Source organism: Hoeflea sp. EC-HK425, from assembly GCF_902498795.1.
GTDB classification, from domain to species: domain Bacteria; phylum Pseudomonadota; class Alphaproteobacteria; order Rhizobiales; family Rhizobiaceae; genus Hoeflea; species Hoeflea alexandrii.
The window spans coordinates 1,779,595-1,795,808 of record NZ_LR701572.1 but is presented as its reverse complement, the minus strand read 5'-3'; the positions used below and the strand labels follow the sequence as shown (position 1 = coordinate 1,795,808).

The window sequence follows — 16,214 nt, the reverse complement described above, 5'->3', positions numbered from 1 at the left end:
ACAAGCGTGATTGATCCCCGAAAACGTGATTTTCTGACCAGCCTGTTTGAGGCCGCCGTAGAGCGGGCCGATCCGCGAAAGGCATTGATCGATGCGCTGCCGGAAAGGCCTTTTGGCAGGACCGTGGTGATCGGTGCGGGGAAGGGCGCGGCCCAACTTGCCGCGGCGTTCGAGGATCTGTGGGACGCTCCGCTGTCAGGCGTCGTCGTGACCCGGTATGGCTACGCCGCGCCGTGCCGCAGGATCAAGGTTCTCGAAGCCAGCCATCCCGTACCGGACCAGGCCGGACTTGAAGCAACCCGGACCCTGTTTGATGCCGTGTCGAACCTGACCGCGGACGATCTGGTCGTAGCGCTCATCTGCGGCGGCGGGTCGGCGCTTCTTCCGGCCCCGCCCGAAGGCCTGACGCTTGCTGACGAGCAGCAGCTCAACCAGGTGCTGCTCGCCTCAGGCGCCCCGATCGGGGTGATGAACGCGATCAGAAAACATGCAAGCCGGATCAAGGGCGGCCGGCTTGCTGCCGCCGCCTGGCCGGCCAGGGTGGTCTCGCTGGTTGTCTCCGACGTGCCGGGAGACGAGCCCTCCCAGGTGGCCTCCGGCCCCACCGTGCCCGACCCGGTCACCATGTCCGAAGTCCGGTCCATGATCCAGGCCCGCAACATCGTCCTGCCCGAACGGATCCAGCGGCATTTTGCCAGCGGTGCCGATCTGCCGCCCCGTCCCGATGATCCGGTCTTTGCAAACAATGAGGTTCGGGTTATCGCATCGGCCGGCTTGTCCCTTGAGGCCGCGGCCGATCTGGCGCGCAAGTCCGGGATCGATGCCGCCATCCTGTCTGATGCGGTGGAGGGAGAAGCCCGGGATGTCGGCCTCGTCCATGCGGCGATCGCCCGGGAAGTCGCCGGCCGCGACCGTCCGTTCGCCAAACCCGTCGTTATCCTCTCCGGTGGAGAGACCACGGTCACCCTGAAAGGAAAGGGCAAGGGCGGGCGCAACACCGAATTCCTGCTCTCCTTTGCTTCCGCCATCGATGGCGTTGACGGGATTGCCGCGCTCGCCGCCGATACCGACGGCATTGACGGATCCGAGGACAATGCCGGCGCTTTCGCCGGTCCGCAAACCGCAGCTGAAATGCGGGCACGTGGCATTGATCCTCTGGGGAGCCTTGCCGCCAACGATGCCTGGACGGCCTTCGATGCGATCGGTGCGTTGTTTGTTACCGGTCCAACCGGCACCAACGTCAATGATTTCCGGGCGATCCTGATCGGAGACGTGCCGGATTGAGCAATTTTGGAAGCTGTCGGCAAGCTGTCAGTTGGATTCCGTCAGGGGGTGTTGGGCGTGCTCGGGCATATTCTTGAACGCCCGTGCGATGTACCGCAGGCGCATGTGAAGAGACGCCACGCCAAGTAGGCACGCTTGGAACAGAAACGCCGCCGAGCGGACGTTCATCATGCAGCCGAGTGCATTCTCAGTGAAATCTGGCTTCCGACATAGCTGCGCAACTGCACCAGCGCATTGTCGAGTTCCGCCGCTTCCTCAAGCAGGTCGTAGTTTCCCGGCTCGGCCGAAATCTCTCCGTAGAGCAGAGCCGAGATCCGGCACAGGTTGTTCAGGCAACCGTAAATCACTTGCTTCTGGCGGGTAGGAGTATTCGCATCTTCTGTCAGGCGAATGATTTCAGGCGCTTTGGTTTCGTGAACTCTCTTCAGATTTTCGAGCCGTTGTGAAACTGTCATCTGTTCGTGTCCTGACAGGAGTTGTTGGCGACACTCAAATCACGACTCAATACTGATGATTTAAAATAGAACTTTATAAGATAAGCCATGATTCGCAATGAATTGTCCAGTTTTCGCGCTGGTCTTATGATTTGCGCAAGTGGTAAGCTTGCAACGGGGTCTGTGATCTGCTCGCATTTTCGGGAATGAAAAGCCGCTCACAGTCTTGCGGTCCGCGCCCATCTAGAGGGAGCAGTCCAAATCCTTTTCTGATCAGTTCAGAAACAGCGTTGCACGTAGCTTCGGTTGTAGCAATTCACCCAAGGTCGCGGGGGGACATGTTTCCACAGTTAAATACGCCTGTATTTTAGAACGGGCTTGAAATAGAGAGATAATCCTGTTCCGACCTGTGACGATTCGAAATTCGATGCCGCTGCAATAGGTATCCTTATGGCGCTGTTGCCCGCCGCACTTTAAGACCTGTTGGCCCGTTCCCGCTGACAAGAACCTGCCTGAGAGTTTTGGCCATGACCGACCCCGCTGACCGCGAAGAAGACATCACTGCGTCTCCATCCCCGTCGGAAGCGATGGATCAGGACGACATCTACGGCGACGACGGTTCCATCCGGCAGGATTACCTTACCGCGGTGGGCGCTGCGATTGCCGACCGGGATGTTCTGTTCCTGCGCGAGCACGTCGTTCGCCTGCACGAATCCGAGCTCGGCGACCTGCTGGAATCGATCAATGCCGCCCAGCGCCATGCGCTGGTCTCGCTGCTCGGCGATGATTTCGACTTCGCCGCGCTGACCGAAGTCGACGAGGCCATCCGCCTGGAGATCATCGAGGCGTTGCCCAACGCCAAGATCGCCGAAGCCCTCGGAGATCTCGATTCGGACGACGCGGTCTACATTCTTGAAGACCTCGACGAGGCGGACCAGAAGGAAATTCTCGCAGCCCTGCCATTTACCGAGCGGGTGCGTCTGCGCCGCTCGCTGGACTATCCCGAGGACACGGCCGGCCGCCGCATGCAGACCGAGTTTGTCGCCGTGCCGCCGTTCTGGACGGTTGGCCAGACCATCGACTACATGCGTGACGAGGAAGATCTGCCCGACAGCTTCAGCCAGATCTTCGTCATCGACCCGACCTTCAAGCTGGTCGGCGCAGTGGCTCTCGACAAGATCCTGCGCACCAAGCGGCTTGTTCGCATCGAAGAGGTCATGGACGAGACCCGCTACCGCATCAATGCGGAGATGGACCAGGAAGAAGCCGCGCAGCTGTTCGAGCAGTACGACCTTCTCTCCGCCGCCGTGGTTGACGAGAACGAGCGCCTGGTCGGTGTGCTGACCATTGATGACGTGGTCGACGTCATCCATGAGGAAGCCGAAGAGGACATCAAGCGTCTGGGCGGCGTGGGCGACGAGGAACTCTCCGACAGCATCCTGTCGACCGTGCGGTCGCGTTTTACCTGGCTGCTGATCAATCTCGGCACCGCCATCCTGGCCTCCGCGGTTATCAGCCTGTTTGATGCAACCATCGAGCAGATGGTGGCGCTGGCCGTGCTGATGCCGATCGTTGCCTCGATGGGCGGCAATGCCGGAACCCAGACCATGACGGTGACCGTGCGCGCTCTGGCCACCCGCGATCTTGATATCTACAATGCCGGCCGGATCATCCGCCGTGAAGCGGCCGTCGGTTTCATCAACGGGGTGTTGTTCGCGGTAATCATCGGTGTTGTCGCCGGCGCCTGGTTCTCGAGCCAGGGTCTTGGCGGCATCATTGCTGCGGCCATGGTGGTCAACATGCTGGCAGCGGCTCTCGCCGGCATCCTGCTGCCGCTGTTTCTCGACAAGGTGGGAGCCGACCCGGCGATCGCGTCGGCGGTGTTTGTCACCACCGTCACCGACGTCGTCGGCTTCTTCGCCTTTCTCGGATTGGCAGGATGGTGGTTGTCACTCGCCTGATTTGCGTTTGCAGCGGTGGCCATGCACGCGATTTTGACTTATACGTAAGCGTAAACTGTCATCAGAGATTTGCGGATAGGTCCCCCTTGGACAAGTACTATACCATTACCGAGTTGACCCGCGAGTTCGGGATCTCGACCAGGACCCTGCGTTTTTATGAGGACGAGGGGCTGATCCAGCCCGAGCGCCGCGGCCGGACACGTCTGTTCCGGTCGGCTGACCGGCGGTTGATCCAGGAAATCCTGCGCGGCCGCCGTATCGGCTTCACGATTGCTGAAATCCGGGAAATCATTCAGGTCTACAAGGACCCACCGGGCGAAGCGGGTCAGTTGAGGCTGCTCATGCGCAAGGTCGAGGAGAAGCGCGAGGACCTGCGCCAGAAGCGCAGGGACATAGATGAAACGCTGGTCGAACTCGACCACATCGAGGAATCCTGCCTGACCCGCCTTGCTGAAATCGGCGTCAACACCTGAGCCGGAAAGGCCGCAAACCGGGTCCTGAACGCCTCTCTGGTGGCGCTCAGATCCAGCGCCGGACCTTACGGCAATAATCTTCGAACTGATACCCGAACCGGGCCAGCAGATGTCGCTCCTCGCGCCTGATCGCAAGCAGGTGCGTGAGGATGCCGTCCACAGGCGCCAGCACCACGAACCAGGCATTCATAGAAACAAAGCCCATGCCTGCAAGCAGCACCATGTTGGCCAGATAGATCGGATTGCGGCTGTAGCCGAACGGCCCGTTTGCGACGAGGTGGCTGGAGCCCCGGTTTGGCAGGATGGTGGTCTTGGCTTCGTGCAGGGTGCGCATCGCCCAAAGGTCAATCCCAAGAGCCGCGACAATCAGGATGCCGCCAAGCGTTCTGGTGCCTGTGAACTCAAGTGGCAGCGGGGATGCAAGGTTGAGCAGGATTGCCGAGAGGGTAAAGCCCCCACAAGCAGCAATGGTGGCCAAGGAATGAAATTCGGTCTCTCCCGGTAGGCATTCATGTTTCGGAATCCCTGTTTTGGCAATTAAAAAAATAAATATTACAAATATATAGGTCTATCGTGACTGTGCCGTGCACTGCTCCGCAATTGCCGGTATTCGCGCGTCTGTTTCCTGGGTGATCTGCCCCGAAACATAGGGCTGGAACAATCCGCGCGACAGCAGTTCATCGGTCACACACCCGCAAAACCGTTGACAGAATGCCGCGCTGTTGTTGGCACTGCAACCTGTTTCGCACTCGGCGACGAATGCGGGCAGGGGGTCGACCGGAGTTGGTGGGGCGACCTGGGATGCAGCCCAGACCAGCGACAGCAGCACCGGTTGATGCAAGAGATAAAAGGCCAGACTGTGGCGGCCGCAGAAACGGGTTGCGCGTGCAACCGGGCTGTCGCCCGGCTCAATCGCTGCAAGGCGCTCGGTCAGACCGCGCGAAAGGGCGGCACGGGTCACGCCCATGCCGATCAGGAAAGGACCAAGCCAGGGCAGCAGCGGAACGAAATCGTTGGAACGCGGCGGCACCGTGAACAGGCCGATCCAGCTCAGCCAGGCCGGGTTGAATGCCTCGTTGCGGTAGACCAGGGGGACGGCAATGCAGAGAATTCCTGCAAGCACGGTCAGCGGTGCCGGCAGCCTCAGAAACGCCAGCCCGACGATGCTGGCGGCCGCGATTGCATGCAATATCCCAAAAAAGATGAAACTGCCCGGCGTGGCGAAATAGGTCGCCAGGCTGATCAATGCCGCCGCACCTGCAACCATGCCTATCCGTTTGGCAAAGGCGCTTGGCCTTACTCCCTTGCCATGGGCGAGGACAAGGCTGACGCCTGCGAGGAACAGGAAGCTTGCAGCGATCGCACGGGCGTAGAGCTTGAGAGGCCCATGCGTGCTGGTCCCCGGATCGATATAGCCGAACAGTTCGAGATCCCATGAGAAATGGTAGGTCGCCATGGCGAACAGGGCCAGGCCGCGAGCAAGGTCGAGCACATCGATGCGCCGCGTAGGTGTTTGCGGTTGCGGGGCAGTCCCGACGGTATCACTCAAGCCTGTTTCTCCATGGGAAGCATCGGCAAGGCCGCCGGCCTCCGTTCTAGAACCGATGCCTGCGAAAGGGAATCGGGTGAACTCCGTTATACCCCAAACAGTCTTCGAAACCTCCGCTCGCAGCCGATTACAAAGTGTCGGAAGGCGGTTTTCTCCCGCCGCTGCTGACCACGAGGCCGGCCAGTACCAGGGCCAGAGCCGCAACAAGATTGAGAGATATCGGCTCACCAAGCAGGACCACGCCCAGGGCCACTCCGAAAATCGGAACCAGATTGATGGAGAGTGAGAACCGCGTATAGCCGATCGAGCGGATCAGCGAGAACCTGAGGATATAGGCAATGCCTGTGGGAAACAGGCCGAGATAGATCAGCGAGCCGATGGCTGTCGCCGACAGTGCAGGCGACAACAGGCCTTCGGTCGCGATTGCCAGGGGAATGAGCACCGCGGACCCGATCGCCAGCGCGAGACAGGCGAGCCGGACCGGGGGAAGCGTGATGCGCCGTATCAGAAGCCCCGCCATGACATAGCAGGCCGAAGCCGCCAGCGCAGCAAGCTTGCCGAGCAGGGGGCCTCCCGCCAGCCCGGCGAAAATGCTGGGTCCCACCAGAACCACAATTCCCGAAAAACCCAGCAGCACGGACACCAGCTTGCGCGGTGTCAGCCGGTCGTCATCGGTCATCAGATGGCTGCCAATCAGCGCAAGAAAGGGCCCGGTCCCCATCAGAAGCGCCAGGACACTCGCCTCGATGGTCTTGCCGGCCCAGGCCACAAGAATGAACGGCACCACCACGTTGAGCAGCGCCATGCCGATGATCAGCGCCCATTGCCCGCGACTGGCGGGCCATACCATGCCGCGCCACATGGCATAGGGCAGAAGCACCATGAAACCGATGCCGACTCGGATCGCGGCAAGCCATACCGGCCCGGTCTCGGGCACGGCAAGCCTGATGGCGATGAACCCCGAGGCCAGCATCAGCGATGTCATGATCATGAGACCAAGATCGAGTTGCGTCGGGATCCTGATCGGTTGCGCGGGTGTGCTCATGACGCGCCAGACCCGTTGGCGTCGTTCGGCGGCAGGGCCAGGCGATAGACGCCGCGGAAGTCCGATGGATTGGCGGGCTTGTTCTTGCGCAGGATCTGGAGTTCACCCGCTTTGGCCATCTCGATGGCAACCGCGCGCAACGGCTTCATCAGGCGGCTCCATTGCTGCTCGTCCGGCCCGGCGATGGACCGCGCGGCTTCTGTGGGCGAGATGCTCTTGCCTTCCGGCTTCTGTGCAAGCAGGTCGAGTATGGCCGCCCGCAGCGCAGCCGGATCATGCGATTGATTGGATGTCACGAGATCACGGTGTCCTTGAGGATTGCATCGCGGGCATTGGAGAAGAATTGCCGCCGCAGCAACACCAGAATCACCAGCGTTGTCGAGCCCATGAGAAACCATGGCCCGGCGAACCAGCCGAGATAGCCAATGGAAAGAAAGGTGGCTCTCAGGCCGGAATTGAAATGACGTCCTGCGAGAATGTTGATCGAAGCGGCCCGGTTTGCCGCCGCCTCCAGCGCTGCATCGTCACCGCCGTCGCTGCCCTTCATCGGGATCGCGCCGAACAGGATCGAGGAATAGTTGAAAAGCCGGTAAGACCAGCCGAACTTGAAGAAGGCGTAGGCGAAGATCGCGATCAGGCCAAAGACCTTGAGTTCGAACGCGGCCGGATCTGCAACCAGCCTGATCGGCAGGTCATCGGCCACAGCCATCACCCGGTCGGTGGCGCCCAGCAAAGCAAAGCACCCGCCGATGGCAAAAATGGTGGTTGAGGCGAAAAAAGCCGTGCCGTTCTGCAAGCCGGCCATGATCGCGGTGTCGATCATGCGCAGGTCGCGCCGCGCCGCCACCTGCATCCAGCGCTTGCGATGCTGATTCATGGCCGTTGTCAGGCTCACCCGCTTGATCGGCAGGTGATTGTTTGACGCCAGCGAAAAGGCGAACCAGGAAAACGCAAACCAGCAGAATGCCAGATAGTCATGATTTGTCATGCTTCGGTTTTGGCATGAAGCGATTGCGGACGCAAAGCTTCTGTTGCGGGGTTGCCTGGTAACCATTCTTTCATGCCCATGGCCGAACTGTGGTCGAAATCAACGGGAGGTTTTTAGCCCGATCATGCTAAGGTGTTGAATTGTCATATAGCCATGCAGGAATGTCGGGGCTGATATGAAAACATGGCCACAGATTTGCCTTTTTTGCGGTTGCGAAAAGGTTTCCGGATCGTTAAACACCCGAGCCTGCGCCGAGCGCCGCCAAGCGGACGGGACGGCCTGAGATTTGTGTTTACAACCGGAGTGATCATGGAAGAGACCGCACAGAAATCCTGCTGGGGCATTACCGCCCGCGCAGTGATCGGTTTTTCGGGAATTCTCGCACTGGCCTACCTTTTCGGCGGCATCTGAGCGAACGTATCGTCTGACAATTTGTGATCTGAAAAGAACAGCGCATGGCCCCGGCGGCCGGCGCTGTTTTTCTTTGTCCGAATGGCACTCCACGAAAGCCCTGTCGCCTTAGCGGCACCGGACGTCGGTGGATTGACGGTCGCGCACCCGGCGCGCATGTAATGTGTGTCGTCTCACCGGAGCAGTCACGATCCATGTTTCTTTCAGTCTTTGATGTTTTCAAGATCGGCGTCGGCCCGTCGAGTTCCCACACCATGGGACCGATGTCTGCCGCCGTGCGCTTCCTCGATGAGATCGCCGGGTCCGACTGGCCCCGGCCGGCTGGCGCCAAGGTTGCCCAGATCAAGGCCTCTCTGCATGGTTCGCTGGCCTTCACCGGTGTCGGTCACGGAACGGGCAGGGCGGTGATTCTCGGCCTCACCGGCGAGTTGCCGGACCAGGTCGACCCTGACCGGATGGATGCGATCATCGACGGCGTGGAGAAGAGCCGGATGATCAACCCTCGCGGCCATCCCGGCTATCAGTTCGATCCGAAGGCCGACCTTGTCTTTGACAAGAAGAACCCTTTGCCGGGCCATGCCAACGGCATGACGTTTTCGGCCTATGATCGTGACGGGCAGATGCTGCTGCGCCGTATCTACTATTCCGTCGGCGGTGGCTTTGTCGTCTCCGACACCGAACTGGAGGCCATGAAGAGCGCAAAGAAGGCAGCTGTCGACAAGACAGTGCCCTATCCCTTCCGAAACGCCCAGCAGATGCTGGAAATGGCGAAGAAATCCGGCCTCAGCATCGCGCAGATGAAGCGGGCCAACGAAGAAACCCACATGTCCGGCGAGGAACTGGATGCCGGTCTCGACCGTATCTGGAGCGCCATGAGCGGCTGCATCGACCGCGGACTGGCTGGCGAGGGCATCATGCCGGGCGGTCTCAAGGTGCGCAGAAGAGCCCGCGTTCTTCACGACAAGCTGCAGGACGAATGGCGGCAGAACAGGCGCAATCCGCTGTTGGCCAACGACTGGCTGAGTGTCTACGCCATGGCGGTCAACGAGGAGAATGCCGTCGGCGGCCGTGTCGTTACCGCGCCGACCAATGGTGCGGCCGGCGTCATACCCGCCACCATCCGCTACGTTCTGCAGTTTCATGATGGTGCAGACCAGCAGGCTATCCGCGACTATCTGCTGACCGCGGCAGCGGTCGGCGGCATCATCAAGCACAACGCCTCGATTTCCGGCGCCGAGGTCGGCTGCCAGGGCGAAGTGGGTTCTGCCGCGGCGATGTCGGCGGCGGGGCTTGCCGCAGTCATGGGCGGCACTCCGGAGCAGATTGAAAATGCTGCCGAAATCGCGCTGGAGCATCATCTTGGCATGACCTGCGATCCGGTCGGCGGGCTGGTGCAGGTGCCGTGCATCGAGCGCAATGCGCTGGGTGCGGTCAAGGCCGTGACCGCAGCCTCCCTGGCGATGAAGGGCGATGGCCAGCATTTCGTGCCGCTCGACGCCTGCATCGAGACCATGCGGCAGACCGGGCTCGACATGAACGAGCGCTACAAGGAGACCTCCACCGGCGGCCTGGCCGTCAATGTGGTCGAATGCTGAGTGGCCTGGGCTGCTTTCGGGCGAGTGCCGCACGGGCGTCCGGACACTGAGCCTGTGGACGGCGCCGGGTTTCGTCCGCCTCTGTCTTGACCCCGGCCGGTCGGAACCCGATGTATCGTCCCATGGCTCTTCATCTTCTCAAACTCTGTGTCGGTGCGGAAAGCGTTGAGGACCAGCGCGACTGGATGCAGCGCCGCCTGGCAATGATGGCGGCCGCAGGACAGGAACCCGAGCAGTTTCACACCACCCGCATGGTCCCCAAGCGGATGGCCGAACTGCTCGATGGCGGCTCGCTCTACTGGGTGATCAAGGGCAATATCCAGGCCCGGCAACGTCTTGTCGACATCCGGCCATTCGTTGATACCGACGGTATCTCCCGGTGCCATCTCGTGCTTGAGCCGGTTCTGCACGAAACCTCCTGGGCACCGCGGCGCCCCTTCCAGGGCTGGCGTTACCTCGATCCCAAGGACGCGCCGCCTGATCTCGGCGCGCCTGGTAGCGGCGACGACGAATTGCCGCCCGAGCTCAAGCGGGAACTGGCGGGGCTGGGGTTACTCTGAGCGAAACGCCCCAGCTCTGGGCCTGATCAGAATTTGACTTTCAGATGTGCGCCGCCGCCAATCTCATGGCCATTCTGGTTGCGCGAAGCGGTCACTCCGGCGCGTATTGCTGTTCTGGCAGTCAGGGAACCGCTCAGTCCCAGCCCGCCTGTCACGGAATGTGCGCCCCGGTTCTGTCCGGCCTGCGTGAATGTCCCGAACAGGTGGCTCGTCGCGGAGACTTGGTGCGCCGTGGTCTTTGCGGCTTCGAAGTCGTGATCGTACCGCAGGAATGCGACCAGCATGAGATCACGGCCTGTCGCGGTGGTGGAGAGATCTGTACTGAAGTTCACGCCGACACCGCCTGTCAGGGCCTCGGCGTGAGCCTTTGCAATGCGGTAGTTGAAGTCATGCCCGCCGCTCTCGGCAAGGCCGCTCTGCCATATCCTGGAGTAGGAGCCGGTGACGAACGGCTCAAGACGCGTCGTGTCGTCAATCTCTATCCGGTAACCCAGCTGGGACGAGGCAAAGGCGCTTCTCGAGGTAAAGGCTGCGCTGGCCACGCCCCCGGTGAACAACCCGACATTCGGGTTGAAGCGCTTGGATGTGTGCCAGCCGTGTGCATAGCCCGCGGTCATCGACAGGACGAATTGGTCGATTTCTGCAAATCCGTAAACGCCTGCGACAGCACTTTGGCCCGAAAAGTCCTGAGACACCTTGTCGTGCTCGTGCATCGTCTTGTGGGCATAGCCACCATAGACGCCTGCACTGAAGCGCTCGTGCTCGATCAGGTCGGCGCCCACCAGCAGGTTGGACAGCGAGTAACCGAAATCGCCAAGACCGTTCTTGCCGTCCACACGTCCCCGAATATGCGAGACGTCCATCCACAGGCCATCATCTCTGGCGTTGGAGCCATCATCGGCCGACATGCGCGCCATTACCGACGAGGCAATGTGTTCGAGTTGTTCGAGGCCGACAGTCAGATTGGAGGAGTAGGGCTCCGCATGGACCTGGTCGAGTTGACCAACCTGAGCGTTCGTCAGTCCCAGCCAGGCGGTGCTGACGGTTTGTCCGTTGCTCAGTCGCTGTTGACCGCCACTGCCGCTTCCGGTCCCGCCCGGAGCGGTGCCGCCGCCAGCGATGCCGTTGACCACGGTATTGTGGTGGGTGGCCGCAATAGCCGAGGCCAGTGTAGACCACGGTGTTGAGGCAGGCAGTTTCGACGGCACATGGCCCGGAGTGGCGGAATTGTCGGTGAAGCCGACCACAACCTGACCGGTGGCACTGGGCTGGCCGATCAGCCTGGCCGAAAGATGGGCGTTGAGCGATCCGCCCTCCACCAGCGTAACCGCATCGCTGTCGATGCTCGCTGCTGTCAGCACCGTATAGGTCGATCCGGTAAAGTCGGAAATTTCGCCTGCGCCGCTTGCTGAAAACCCGCTGTCCTTTTCAAGCGTGACGGTCAGGTTGTTGGCGCCGGTCAACGCCCCGGTGACGGAAAGCAGGTCTGCTTTCTGTGCTGCGTTGGGGTCGATTTCGGATATGAGTGATGTCGCTCCCTGAACGCCAAGACTGCCCTCAATGTTGAGTGTGCCGATTGACAGTCCCGGTGAAAGAACCGAGCCGGATCGCGTGAAGAAACTAACGCTGCTTCCGGCACCAGCTGCGCCGCGAATCGTCCCGTTGCCTGCCAGCGTTCCATCAAGCCTGACGAATTCCGTGTCGATGGTGCTGGCATCGAGTTTCAGGGTCGAGCCCTTTTCAATGCCCAGCACCTTTGCATTGGTAATGGCGCTCTGTTTCAGCGTCAGATCGGTTGGCTGGACAAATGTCTGTCCGATGATGTTGTAGGCGCCAATGGCAACCAGGTTGGGATTGGAGATGCTAAAGCTCTGATAGGTCCGAGGTTGGGCGCTCACGATGTAAACGTCCTGGATCTGTTTGATTCCCGATGCCTTGGTCAGCTCTATCGAGCGGTTCTCGCCGATGTCCACACCCACGAGGTTCACTCGCATCGCTCCGATTGAGTCAGCTATCGGGAGAGGGTGAGTTCTCAGGAACGGCGTACCCGGATTGGGGGCTGCGGCAATGCTTGTACCGGACAGCAGGATGGAATTGAGATGATAGGAATCGATGACAAAGGAAGGGGCAAAGGTCTGCCCTGTATAGACATCCAGCACGCCATTTGGTGGGATCGTGCCCGCTTGGAAGATTACATCGGTGCGCGAACTCAAACAGTATCTCTTTGGCGGATCCAGCGTGGCGGGATTCACGAACGCGTTGCCCGAGACCACGAAAGTGCCCACTCCCGCGGATATACAGCCCGATGCGGATGCGGGCTTGATTCCGAGCGGAACGGCCACGGCAACCGTCGCCAGCCCGACCATCAAGTTGCGATGCATGCTTCGTGAAATGTGCGGCCTGCAAACGATGGCTGGTTTCAAGGTTGCGCCCCTTTTGATCTTGAGCAAATAAGTAAATGCTCAAATAGCTGGCGTAACCTTGTGTGAAACTATTCCAAAGCCGCTGCACTGGATCACCAACGCAGTTCATGCTGCTTAACGTCTTGAATTTGACAGTTGTGTCGTAAGATACGGAGTGAATGATTCCTCTGTACTCCCAGTCTACACATTCACCCGGCCCGGGCAGTCCGCGTGGGCCGGCTCAGAATCGGCAAGCAGTTGGTTGAGGCGAACGGCTTGCCGATCGGGGACAGTACGACCTCGTGCAATCGACACGGCATGCGCCGGACCGGATGCGAAACCATGATACTCTTGTGTTTGTGGAACAAAGCGCCAAATAGGTTCTAACTGACCGCAGAAGTGAAGCTAAGAGTCGTCTGCGGGGCGAAGCAAATCCGAAAAGGGCGGTTCTACTCCTCAATGACAAAAGATAAGACCGGATCTGAGAAGGCCTTGTCAAAGCGTGGCGGTGCCGCGCCTGCAGAAGGCGCTGCCATGTCCTCGCGCTCCGAGATCGCGGCCTTTCTCACCGCCGCCAAATCCGTTGTTCCCGCAAGTGCCGGTGGCTCCGGCCGTCTGGCCTTTGCGCTGGACGCGACGATGAGCCGTCAGCCGACATGGGACAGCGCCTGCAAATTGCAGGCCGAGATGTTCGATGCGGTCGGCAAGACGGCCGCGCTGTCGGTGCAACTGGTCTACTTCCGTGGCCTCGGCGAATGCCGGGCGTCGCGCTGGGTCAACGACACCCGCCAACTGGCCGATCTGATGACCAGAATCGACTGCCGCGGCGGCCAGACCCAGATCGGACGGGTCTTGCGCCATGTTGCCGACGAGGCAAAGGACAGGCCGGTCAGTGCGCTCGTCTACATCGGCGATGCCATGGAAGAGGACATCGACAAGCTTGCCGTGGTGGCAGGAGAACTGGCGCTCAGGAAAGTCCCGTGTTTCATGTTTCACGAGGGCAATGATCCGGCGGCGGCCATAGGGTTTCGTGAAATAGCGCGGGTGACCGGCGGAGCCTATGTCCGCTTCGACCAGAACGCCGCATCGGAACTCGCAAGCCTGCTCAGAGCCGTTGCCACTTATGCCACCGGCGGCCGGCGTGCGCTTGAACAGTCCGGCGGATCGGCGGCGCGCCTGTTGCTTGAGCAACTTGGTCCGGGCAAGCCCGGCAAGGGCGGCGGGGCCGGACGGTCATGAGCGCGATCGCGGTATTCCTTGGCGGCTTGCTGGTCGTGGTGGCTGTCGCCGGTGGCCTGTTGAGCGTCAATCCTTCCGCTCTGGCCAAGGCTCTGAGATACGGCTTGCCCGTCGGACTCGGGGCGTTCGCCGTGACAATGATCATTCTCGGCCGGTCCGGCATAGGCATTCCGCTGCTCGCCGTTGCGGTTGCCATGCTCGCACGCGCCCGCAACGCCTCGCGCGCCACCCGGCAACCCGGTGGCCATTCCCATGTCCGCTCTGCGGCTCTCGAGATGGAGCTTGACCTTGATACCGGCGAAATGAACGGCCTCGTGCTGGCCGGCAGCTACGAGGGGCGGGAACTCGACGATCTCGACGACGCGGATCTCATGCACCTGTACACGGAGCTCGCCGCCGACGCCGAAAGCCTCGGCCTACTGGAAGCGTATCTTGACCGCCGCGCGCCCGACTGGCGTGCCGGCTTTGACATGAATGACGACGCGGGACTGGGAGCTTCTCCAGGCTCGGGCGCCATGACAGAGAAGGAGGCCTACGAGATCCTTGGTCTTGGCCCGGGGGCGGGTGAAGCCGAGATCCGCGAGGCGCATCGCCGCCTCATGAAGCGGATGCACCCCGACGCGGGCGGTTCTGCGTTTCTTGCTGGCCGGATCAACGAAGCCAAAGCTGTTCTCTTGAGTCGACATGACTGAATTCCCCGAATACGCGATACAAATACGTGGATATCCCCGGATCCTTTGCTTCCGGGCGCAGCGCTGAACAAGCGCCGCGGTTCTTCAGTTGGCTGTTGCCCAACAGGCGTAGCCTTTCTTCTTGAGTGTCTTGCAGGCCTGTGTGGCGGCTGCCTGTCCGTCAAAGCCGCCGAAACGGGCCCGGTAAAGCTGCTCGTTGCTCTTTGTATAGGCCATGGTGAACGGTTCGGTGCCCGACAGCGCGCTGCCGCCCGCGGTCTGCGCCCGCGCAAGCAGTTCGATTGCGGCATTGCGGTCTGGCATTGCACCGATCTGGATCATCCAGCCGTCCATGGCGGTGGTTGACGCGGTGGTGACCGGGTCGACCGCTTCGTTGGATGCTGTTTCCACCGGCAATGGCGGCACGACGGCCGGTGCGGGCGTTGGAATTGCGACCTTCTGGGCGATGAGCGAATTGACCAGCGCTGCGCGGCCAACCACAGGTTCGGGCGTGGGCGCTGCATAGGCAAAGGCCAGGCGCTGGTTGCCCTGATGGCGCTGCGAGGGAACCGGGCCGACCTTCGGCAGTTCCAGCGCGGCAATCGCCACAGCCATGTTGGCAGGCGCGCCGCGGGCAATCAGGTTGCCGTTGCCGCGGGTCGATGCCTTGGGCAGATACCGGGCGATCAGATCCTTCATCTGGGCGTTGCGGCTGGCACCTGTTCGCCCACCCATCACCACGGCGACAATCGAGCGGTCACGGTCGATCACCGATGAGACCAGATTGAATCCGGAGGCGCGGGTGTAGCCGGTCTTTATGCCATCGACACCGCGCACGGCGCCCAAAAGCCTGTTGTGGTTGCCCATCCGCGTCTTGCCGAAGGTGAAGGACCGGGTGGAAAAGTACTTGTAGTAACGAGGATGGTGCTCGCGCAACGCGATGCCGAGCCGCGCCATGTCGCGTGCCGTGCTCACCTGCTTGGAGTTGGGCAGGCCATGGGCGTTGCGGAAAGTGGTGCGGCTCATCCCGAGCGAACGTGCCTTGGCCGTCATCATTGCGGCGAACTTGGCCTCGCTGCCGCCCAGATGCTCGGCGATTGCCGTGGAGGCGTCGTTCGCCGACTTGGTTACCAGCGCATAGATCCCCTGTTCGACCGTGATCGAACGGCCGGTGCCGACGCCAAGTTTGGTCGGAGGCTCCTTGGCGGCGTTGGCGGAAAACTTGATGCGGGTGCTGAGCTTGATCTGACCGCGCTCCAGCGCCTCGAACACAAGGTAGAGCGTCATCATCTTGGTGAGCGACGCCGGATACCGCAATTCGTCCGCATCATGGGCGTAGAGCGTCTTGCCCGTCTTGGCATCGACAACAATGCCCGCATACTTGGAATTGGCAGCGGCCGGACCGCTTCCAAGCACAAGCGCAATGCCGATCAGGGCAAGCAGATGAAGCGCGGAGGAGGGAAGGGCGGCAAACCGGTCGGCTGAACTGGATTTACGCTGGTACACGATAACTCACTCATGAACTTGCAGGTGAAAGGGTTTCTGACTGACGCCCTCCTTGATCAGCCATTGTGTCCGATCTTAGCCCCGCGTCGTTACCAA

At 60.9% G+C, this 16,214-nt stretch carries 16 protein-coding genes; 8 read left to right on the top strand and 8 right to left on the bottom strand.

Features of this window, described 5'->3' with window-relative positions:
• Positions 1-6: 6 nt before the first annotated feature.
• On the top strand, positions 7-1,284 hold the full coding sequence (locus SPHINGO391_RS11290; RefSeq protein ID WP_244615171.1) for a glycerate kinase: 1,278 nt from the start codon (positions 7-9) through the stop codon (positions 1,282-1,284).
• Between the two features lie 167 nt (positions 1,285-1,451).
• Here the strand turns inward: SPHINGO391_RS11290 and SPHINGO391_RS11285 are convergent, their stop codons facing one another.
• A complete protein-coding gene (locus tag SPHINGO391_RS11285) occupies positions 1,452-1,739 on the bottom strand; it encodes a hypothetical protein (RefSeq protein ID WP_152008920.1) in 288 nt (95 codons plus the stop codon).
• 566 nt (positions 1,740-2,305) lie between these two features.
• Between SPHINGO391_RS11285 and mgtE the strand changes: the two genes are divergently transcribed.
• Together mgtE and SPHINGO391_RS11275 are read left to right on the top strand one after the other, a co-directional pair.
• Positions 2,306-3,679 (top strand): magnesium transporter, encoded by a 1,374-nt coding sequence (gene mgtE / locus SPHINGO391_RS11280; protein ID WP_244615402.1) that lies wholly within the window; start codon positions 2,306-2,308, stop codon positions 3,677-3,679.
• 86 nt (positions 3,680-3,765) lie between these two features.
• On the top strand, positions 3,766-4,152 hold the full coding sequence (locus tag SPHINGO391_RS11275) for a MerR family DNA-binding transcriptional regulator (protein WP_152008918.1): 387 nt from the start codon (positions 3,766-3,768) through the stop codon (positions 4,150-4,152).
• Positions 4,153-4,198: 46 nt separating this feature from the next.
• On the opposite strand, the gene SPHINGO391_RS11270 is transcribed toward SPHINGO391_RS11275, so the two are convergent.
• From SPHINGO391_RS11270 to SPHINGO391_RS11250, 5 genes are all read right to left on the bottom strand, one after another.
• Positions 4,199-4,630: an isoprenylcysteine carboxylmethyltransferase family protein gene (locus SPHINGO391_RS11270; protein WP_244615170.1), complete on the bottom strand. Its 432-nt coding sequence runs from the start codon at positions 4,628-4,630 to the stop codon at positions 4,199-4,201.
• Between the two features lie 90 nt (positions 4,631-4,720).
• Complete coding sequence (locus tag SPHINGO391_RS11265) at positions 4,721-5,701, bottom strand: heparan-alpha-glucosaminide N-acetyltransferase (protein ID WP_244615169.1); 981 nt, start codon at positions 5,699-5,701, stop codon at positions 4,721-4,723.
• Between the two features lie 127 nt (positions 5,702-5,828).
• Positions 5,829-6,746, bottom strand: a complete 918-nt coding sequence (locus SPHINGO391_RS11260) for a DMT family transporter (RefSeq protein ID WP_152008917.1) — start codon at positions 6,744-6,746, stop codon at positions 5,829-5,831.
• Positions 6,743-7,042 carry a DUF3253 domain-containing protein gene (locus tag SPHINGO391_RS11255; protein WP_244615168.1) on the bottom strand — a complete coding sequence of 100 codons (300 nt, stop codon included), beginning with the start codon at positions 7,040-7,042 and terminating at the stop codon, positions 6,743-6,745. The genes SPHINGO391_RS11260 and SPHINGO391_RS11255 overlap by 4 nt, the downstream gene beginning before the upstream one ends.
• Positions 7,039-7,734, bottom strand: a complete 696-nt coding sequence (locus SPHINGO391_RS11250) for a DUF599 family protein (RefSeq protein ID WP_152008915.1) — start codon at positions 7,732-7,734, stop codon at positions 7,039-7,041. Before SPHINGO391_RS11250 ends, SPHINGO391_RS11255 begins: the two co-directional genes overlap by 4 nt.
• A gap of 605 nt (positions 7,735-8,339) precedes the next feature.
• Between SPHINGO391_RS11250 and SPHINGO391_RS11245 the strand changes: the two genes are divergently transcribed.
• Complete coding sequence (locus tag SPHINGO391_RS11245; protein WP_152008914.1) at positions 8,340-9,740, top strand: L-serine ammonia-lyase; 1,401 nt, start codon at positions 8,340-8,342, stop codon at positions 9,738-9,740.
• Positions 9,741-9,862: 122 nt separating this feature from the next.
• Positions 9,863-10,300, top strand: coding sequence for a DUF1489 family protein (locus SPHINGO391_RS11240; protein WP_152008913.1), 438 nt, complete (start codon positions 9,863-9,865; stop codon positions 10,298-10,300).
• Between the two features lie 26 nt (positions 10,301-10,326).
• On the opposite strand, the gene SPHINGO391_RS11235 is transcribed toward SPHINGO391_RS11240, so the two are convergent.
• Positions 10,327-12,288: an autotransporter outer membrane beta-barrel domain-containing protein gene (locus SPHINGO391_RS11235; protein WP_193217262.1), complete on the bottom strand. Its 1,962-nt coding sequence runs from the start codon at positions 12,286-12,288 to the stop codon at positions 10,327-10,329.
• 211 nt (positions 12,289-12,499) lie between these two features.
• Between SPHINGO391_RS11235 and SPHINGO391_RS11230 the strand changes: the two genes are divergently transcribed.
• From SPHINGO391_RS11230 to SPHINGO391_RS11220, 3 genes are all read left to right on the top strand, one after another.
• Entirely contained in the window at positions 12,500-12,754 is a 255-nt protein-coding gene (locus SPHINGO391_RS11230) for a hypothetical protein (protein ID WP_193217261.1), read from the top strand.
• Positions 12,755-13,161: 407 nt separating this feature from the next.
• Complete coding sequence (locus SPHINGO391_RS11225) at positions 13,162-13,941, top strand: VWA domain-containing protein (RefSeq protein WP_152008911.1); 780 nt, start codon at positions 13,162-13,164, stop codon at positions 13,939-13,941.
• Positions 13,938-14,633, top strand: a complete 696-nt coding sequence (locus SPHINGO391_RS11220) for a DnaJ domain-containing protein (RefSeq protein ID WP_152008910.1) — start codon at positions 13,938-13,940, stop codon at positions 14,631-14,633. The genes SPHINGO391_RS11225 and SPHINGO391_RS11220 overlap by 4 nt, the downstream gene beginning before the upstream one ends.
• 84 nt (positions 14,634-14,717) lie before the next feature.
• Here SPHINGO391_RS11220 and SPHINGO391_RS11215 read toward each other — a convergent pair whose 3' ends face one another.
• Positions 14,718-16,055, bottom strand: a complete 1,338-nt coding sequence (locus tag SPHINGO391_RS11215) for a serine hydrolase (RefSeq protein ID WP_244615400.1) — start codon at positions 16,053-16,055, stop codon at positions 14,718-14,720.
• Between the last annotated feature and the right edge of the window lie 159 nt (positions 16,056-16,214).